The organism is Microcoleus sp. T2B6, from assembly GCF_036700475.1.
Classification (GTDB): domain Bacteria; phylum Cyanobacteriota; class Cyanobacteriia; order Cyanobacteriales; family Microcoleaceae; genus Microcoleus.
The window spans coordinates 21,309-27,308 of the sequence record NZ_JAUBOZ010000103.1 but is presented as its reverse complement, the minus strand read 5'-3'; the positions used below and the strand labels follow the sequence as shown (position 1 = coordinate 27,308).

The following is a 6,000-nucleotide window of genomic DNA, read 5'->3' as shown; positions in this document are numbered from 1 at the left end:
GACTAATTATGAAATGGAACCGAAAAATAAAAAATAAAGGTAACTTAGTTAATGCAGTTTAGATGTTTGACAGCTTACCCTCAAACAAATAGAGTTAACCATGATTCAATATGCAAGTTAGCGCGATCGCTAACTTGCATATTGACTTATGTTGTTTTGGAATAATTAAACCGCAGAGAGCGCAGAGGGCACAGAGGAAGAGAAGAGAGAGATGAATAATTCCGAGCTCAACGGATTTGATATTACCCCTAAAAAAAAGTAGAGGTGCGATCGATCGCACCTCTACAATAATTCTAAATAAGGTGCACATTGTGCACCCTACCAATTAGCGGTTCTGGGGAACAGGAGCACTCGGTGCTCCAGAAAAAGTCGCCTCACCAGTCTTAGCCCGCTTTTTGATCAAGATAGGCTTGACGCTGTTTTCTCCACCAATCGGGGGATCTTCTTGTTGAGCGTAATCAGCGCCCATCCAAGCAGGACGGCTTTGATCGAAAGCCATTTGCAAAGCAGCAGCGGCGATCGCGTGGGAGTCGTACTCCTCGGATAACTGAGACACCAGAGGCAAGAAAGATGCCATCCGTTCGCCAGCCAAAGCTTCGCGAACTTTACCCTGCATCTTTTCCAACTGACGAGCTTCAATTTGCGCCCGTGTCGGAATGTTTCGCACCGTCAAGCTCGATCGCACGTGGCGTTCAATCAAGCGCAGTTTGCGGCGATCGACCGGTTGAATCAGCGTAATCGCCGTTCCTTCGCGACCAGCCCGGCCCGTGCGTCCGATCCGGTGAACGTAGCTTTCCACACTGTCGGGCAAATCGTAGTTAATAACGTGAGTCAAGTGATCCACGTCCAAACCCCGTGCCGCAATATCAGTCGCCACTACCCAGCGCACCTGACATTGGCGGAACCGATGCAGCAAGCGTTCCCGCTGTGCCTGATTCAAATTACCGTGATACTCATCAACGCTGTGACCTGCTGCTTGCAGTTGGCTGGTGAGTTCTGCAGCCGACTGCCGAGTCCGCACAAATATCAGTGCAGATTCCGGGTCTTCCATTTCTAGGATTGGCTGTAGAGCTCTTGCCTTCGACCAGCCACGGGGAATCATGTACACGCCTTGGCTGATGCGCTTTGGCGTTGCTTTTGGCTGTTCTACGGTGACGTTGACTGGGTTACGCAAATGCCGCGCCACCAGTTTCCGAATGGAAGGTTCCATCGTCGCCGAGAAAAATGCCGTTTGACGTTCTTGTGGTGCTGCATCCAAGATTTTTTCCACATCTTGAATAAAGCCCATGCTCAGCATTTCGTCAGCTTCATCCAAAACCAGCCATTTTACCTTGTCTAGTTTCAGGCTGCCGCGGCTGAGCATATCCAATATGCGTCCGGGTGTACCGACAACGACGTGAACGCCGCGCTTCAAACGCTGCATTTGACGATCGATCGATTGACCGCCGTACACTGTCAGAACTTGCAGAGAGCGACCCACTTTTACCGGGCCGTCGCTGCTGATGCCGCTCAAATCGCGGATGGCTTCAGTTACTTGCATCGCCAATTCGCGAGTCGGCGTCAGCACCAGTGCTTGCACCGCAGTTACATCTAAATCAATCCGCTCCAAGATGGGCAACGAGAATGCTGCCGTTTTGCCTGTCCCTGTTTGGGCTTGACCCACAACGTCGCGACCTGCTAACAGGTGCGGAATTGCTTGTACTTGGATGGGAGTAGGTTCTGTAAAGCCTAGTGTTTCCAGATGGAGAACGAGTTCTTCCGAAAGACCTAAGCCTTCAAACAATAAATTCATTAATGCTCCTAATAACGAGTCTTAGCCTTCTAAGTTGCCCAACTCGGATGCGGATTTCTGCTCGGCGGCAGGAACTCATAAGAGTTCTTTATGGTGCTGCGCCTGCGCGCACCTTCTTAAATAGCAATCGAGTATAGGGCAGCTCCGTCGATGGTGACTAAATTTACCAATTCGACAGCCGTCTTTGATTTTGTGACATCACCGATACCAACCGCCAGCGGTCGGCTTATGGGCTTCCAACATTCTTAAAATAGGACATTGGACTTCCTTTGAGGTACTTGCAAGCTTTCCCTCTTAGGCATTTTATAGTGAGGATCATGCCAGCCCCACTTCACTACAACATAGTAGTAATAGGTTTGTTGGTTCAGGCGCTATCCCGCAATCCGTCGCCTGCGGGATTGAGCAGGGGATGCAGCGACCGTTACCGCCTATCCATCTCAACACTCTTTCGGGATACCGTTGTGGTGTAGGGCGGACGGCGAAGCAATCTCAAATTCTCCCCGCTTATTTCTGGCTTGTTACTATCATAACTCTTTACATTCAGAAACAAAACATTAAATTCGTTAAAATTTTCCGATCGTTCTGTAGAGATAACCGCACCCCGAGGGGGAGCGTCGATTGCCAGATAGGGGCTAAAAAAGTTTAGAACCCTTTGCTACCTATCTTTGCACAATATTGTACAAACCGTTACTTTTGCTGCACAATCTGCTAATCCTTTTTGGCTGGTGTCGGGTTTTTGTTCGCCACACCGTCTCAGGCGACAGTTCCAGCAACACTTACACTTGACCCCGCCCAGCACCGGATACAGTGCCACGTCAACTCATGAGGGTCGATCCCACAATTTTAGACAAAAGAAAGATCGATCTCCCAGATGAGTCTGTGCAGTCAATCTAAAATCTAAAATCTAAAATCTAAAATCGACTTGACCGTAGAGGTCGTAGACATCTGCACCAGTAATTTTCACAGATACGATCGATCCCAGTCGCGCTTCTCCTGTCACATAGACGAGTCCATCTACTTCTGGGGAAAACCGAGCGGATCTACCAATCAACTCACCTGTCTCTGGTTGTTCTTGTTCTATCAGGACATCAACTACCTGACCGACAGATTCTTGATTCTTCTTCAATGATATAGGTTGTTGTGCCGCCATTACCGAATTGCGCCGCATTTCCATTATTTCTGCTGGTATTTGCTGGGGCAAGCTGAAGGCTGGGGTTCCTTCTTCTGGCGAAAATACAAAAACTCCTACGTGATCGAATTCGTGGCGCTTGACAAATTCCAGCAAGTGTGCTGCGTGTTCGTCGGTTTCGCCGGGAAAGCCGACAATAAAAGTTGTCCGCATCACGGCGCCGGGAAGTGCTGCTTTGAGTCGATCGACTATGGCATCATTGATCCCAGCTTGAAAAGGTCGATTCATCGCCCGCAGAATTTCCGGGTGCGAGTGTTGCAGGGGTAAATCCAAATACGGCAAAACGTTGGGCGTTTCCCGGATTGCCTCGACAACTTGCGGAGTCAAACCTGTAGGATAGGCGTAGTGCATCCGAATCCAAGGCACATCTACTTCACCCAAAGCGCGAAGTAGTTCGGCTAGTTTCGGTTCGCCATAAATATCTTTGCCGTAGTTGGTGGTAATTTGAGAAATTAAGATAATTTCCTTTACCCCTTCGGAGGCTAATTGCTTAGCTTCGGCGACGATAGACTCGATCGTCCGCGATCGTTGATTTCCACGCAAGTGCGGGATAATGCAAAATGCACAGCGATAGTCGCAGCCTTCTGCTATTCGCAGATACGCGACACCTTCCGATGTCGTGCGGTAGCGGGGAGTAGTTTCGTCAGCGATGTAAGTAGGTTCTGAAGAGACGAGGGAAACTCGATCGCCCTTTTCCACCTGCTGCATAACATTGACGATTTTATGATAGTCGCCAGTGCCGACAATTGCGACTGCTTCCGGCAATTCATCCAGCAATTCCTGCTGAAAATGCTGTGCCATGCAGCCGGTGATCACTACTTTTTTATTAGCTTCTGCCAATTCTACCAAGGTGCGGACCGACTCTTCTCGCGCCGCTTGGATAAAACTACAAGTATTGACTACAACATAATCGGCTAATTCTTCATTAGAATCGACTTGATAGCCCGCTTGAGCCAGCAAGCCGATCATGTGTTCGGTATCGATGCGATTTTTTTCGCAGCCGAGGTGAGTAAATGCGATCGTTGGCTTCGTTGCCATGCAGTAATAGTTAGTGTTGCGCTATTTTTGAGAACGTTTTATGGTATCACACAATTAAAAAAATTGCAATGTGTATGTGGAATATCTGGACTGTTGTGGTGTCCGCAGGTGTTGTGTGATATTTGTGCGATCGTGAACGAGGTGAGAATTTTTAGGCTTTGTGCGATCGTACTTTCCCGCTTTTTCGCTGCCAGATTTTGACCCAATTGTCAGGTTTTGGTGTCGTCGGAAGGCTTCGACAATCTTACGCCCTTTGCATAATTTCGACTTGCTAGTTCGGCAAGCCAGCAAGAAAAATCTTCTCTGCTGTTAAGTTCAATTCTGAAAAAGCCAACGACTCAATCCTTTCGCTTCCCCTAAACTGTTTTACCTGATACTCCCCATCTACTAGCTGGTAAATCGAGAGAGTGGGTTGTTTGGGATTGCCGATAAACTTGCGACCGCCTAAACCAAGATAGTCTACAATCCAGTATTCGGGAATGCCCATTTCTTCATAGTCGGAAGCTTTGAAAAAATAATCATCCCGCCAGTTCGTACTGACCACCTCTACAGCTAGTCGCACCGAAGAGCCCATCGTGATGACTGATTCTTTTTTCCAGCGCGGTTCGCTTGCAAGTGCGGTTCGGTCTAGGACAATTACATCTGGCTGGTAGCCAGATTCGTTACGCGCAAGCTTGAGCAAGCAATCACTAGGGATAGAGTAAGGCAATTGCAGTCGCCTGATTTCAAAATTGATTTCACCGGAAATGAAACCTGTAACGTCGGAATGGTCGCCAGTTCCTAAAGGCATTTCAACAATTACTCCATTGTGTAGTTCGTACTTATGGACAGAGTTCTCTGGATACCAAGCAACGAACTCATCAAACGTGATTGTTTTCGATATGGTTTGGATCATGTTGCGGTTTCCTCTGTCTGGTGATTAGTATGCGGAAAGCTCAAATATTACACAAGGATTACAGGCAACGTTGCCTCTAATCCTTGACAAATTAAACTGTAGCTGATATAATTTAGATAGCCCGTCCTTACAAAACAGCACTTGGTACAAAACTTGGTACAAAACTTGGTACAAAACTTGGTACAAAACGCCGATTTGTCACAAAATTGGTGTCCTTTTGTACCCATTTGATATCCTTTTGATACCCGATCGCCCCCACTCCTTCTAGCTCGGCTCGGTTAAGGGCAGACCGCCTCGAAAAATCAACTCGGCAGTCAACCTCAACTCTGGGAAAGCCAGCGATTCAACTCGGTCATCTCCCCGAAACTGGCTGATTTGATACTCGCCGTCAACCAACTGGCAAACCGAGAGCGTGGGTTGCTTGGGAGTGCCGATGAACTTGCGGCCGCCCAAACCAAGGTAGTCCACAATCCAGTATTCGGGGATGCCCATTTCTTCGTAGTCAGCGAATTTGAGATGGTAATCGTCCCGCCAGTTGGTACTGACGACCTCTACAGCCAGTCGCACCGAAGACCCCATCGTGATGATGGATTCCGTATCCCAGCGCGGTTCTCTCTGGCGCAGAGCTGCTTCGTCTAGGACAACTGCGTCTGGCAGGTAGCCCGCCTCGTTGCGGACGGGTTTGAGCAGGCAGTCGCCGGGGATGGAATAAGGTAAGGAGCGGCGGTCAATTTCGATTGATAGTTTTGAACGGATGAAACCTGTAACGCGGGAATGACGGCCGGTTCCTAAAGGCATTTCAACAATTACTCCATTGTGTAGCTCGTACTTATGGACAGAGTTCTCTGGATACCAAGCAACGAACTCATCAAACGTGATTGTTTTCGATATGGTTTGGATCATGTTGTGGTTTCCTCTGTCTGGTGATTAGTATGCGGAAAGCTCAAATATTACACAAGGACTGGTGATAACAATGCCATCAGTCCTTGACATAGGAAGTTAAGTTTGGTATCATGTCGCGTCCCTAATATCAAAATACCGATCGCGCCGATCGACTGAATCTGAAATCAGTATCTGGGCGATCGA

General features: G+C 48.2%; 4 protein-coding genes. All 4 read right to left on the bottom strand.

Annotation, left to right across the window (positions count from 1 at the left end):
* Window positions 1-325: 325 nt before the first annotated feature.
* Entirely contained in the window at window positions 326-1,792 is a 1,467-nt protein-coding gene (locus QUA00_RS29895; protein WP_333109100.1) for a DEAD/DEAH box helicase, read from the bottom strand.
* 904 nt (window positions 1,793-2,696) lie between these two features.
* Window positions 2,697-4,019, bottom strand: coding sequence for a 30S ribosomal protein S12 methylthiotransferase RimO (gene rimO, locus QUA00_RS29890; protein ID WP_333289725.1), 1,323 nt, complete (start codon window positions 4,017-4,019; stop codon window positions 2,697-2,699).
* 271 nt (window positions 4,020-4,290) lie between these two features.
* Window positions 4,291-4,914 (bottom strand): Uma2 family endonuclease, encoded by a 624-nt coding sequence (locus tag QUA00_RS29885; RefSeq protein ID WP_333145554.1) that lies wholly within the window; start codon window positions 4,912-4,914, stop codon window positions 4,291-4,293.
* 264 nt (window positions 4,915-5,178) lie between these two features.
* Window positions 5,179-5,817: a Uma2 family endonuclease gene (locus QUA00_RS29880; RefSeq protein ID WP_333363573.1), complete on the bottom strand. Its 639-nt coding sequence runs from the start codon at window positions 5,815-5,817 to the stop codon at window positions 5,179-5,181.
* Between the last annotated feature and the right edge of the window lie 183 nt (window positions 5,818-6,000).

What these genes read in the sequence shown, in the direction of transcription:
- QUA00_RS29895 (WP_333109100.1), bottom strand. Translation starts at nt 1,792, where the DNA reads ATGAATTTATTGTTTGAAGGCTTAGGTCTTTCGGAAGAACTCGTTCTC.
- rimO (WP_333289725.1), bottom strand. Translation starts at nt 4,019, where the DNA reads ATGGCAACGAAGCCAACGATCGCATTTACTCACCTCGGCTGCGAAAAA.
- QUA00_RS29885 (WP_333145554.1), bottom strand. Translation starts at nt 4,914, where the DNA reads ATGATCCAAACCATATCGAAAACAATCACGTTTGATGAGTTCGTTGCT.
- QUA00_RS29880 (WP_333363573.1), bottom strand. Translation starts at nt 5,817, where the DNA reads ATGATCCAAACCATATCGAAAACAATCACGTTTGATGAGTTCGTTGCT.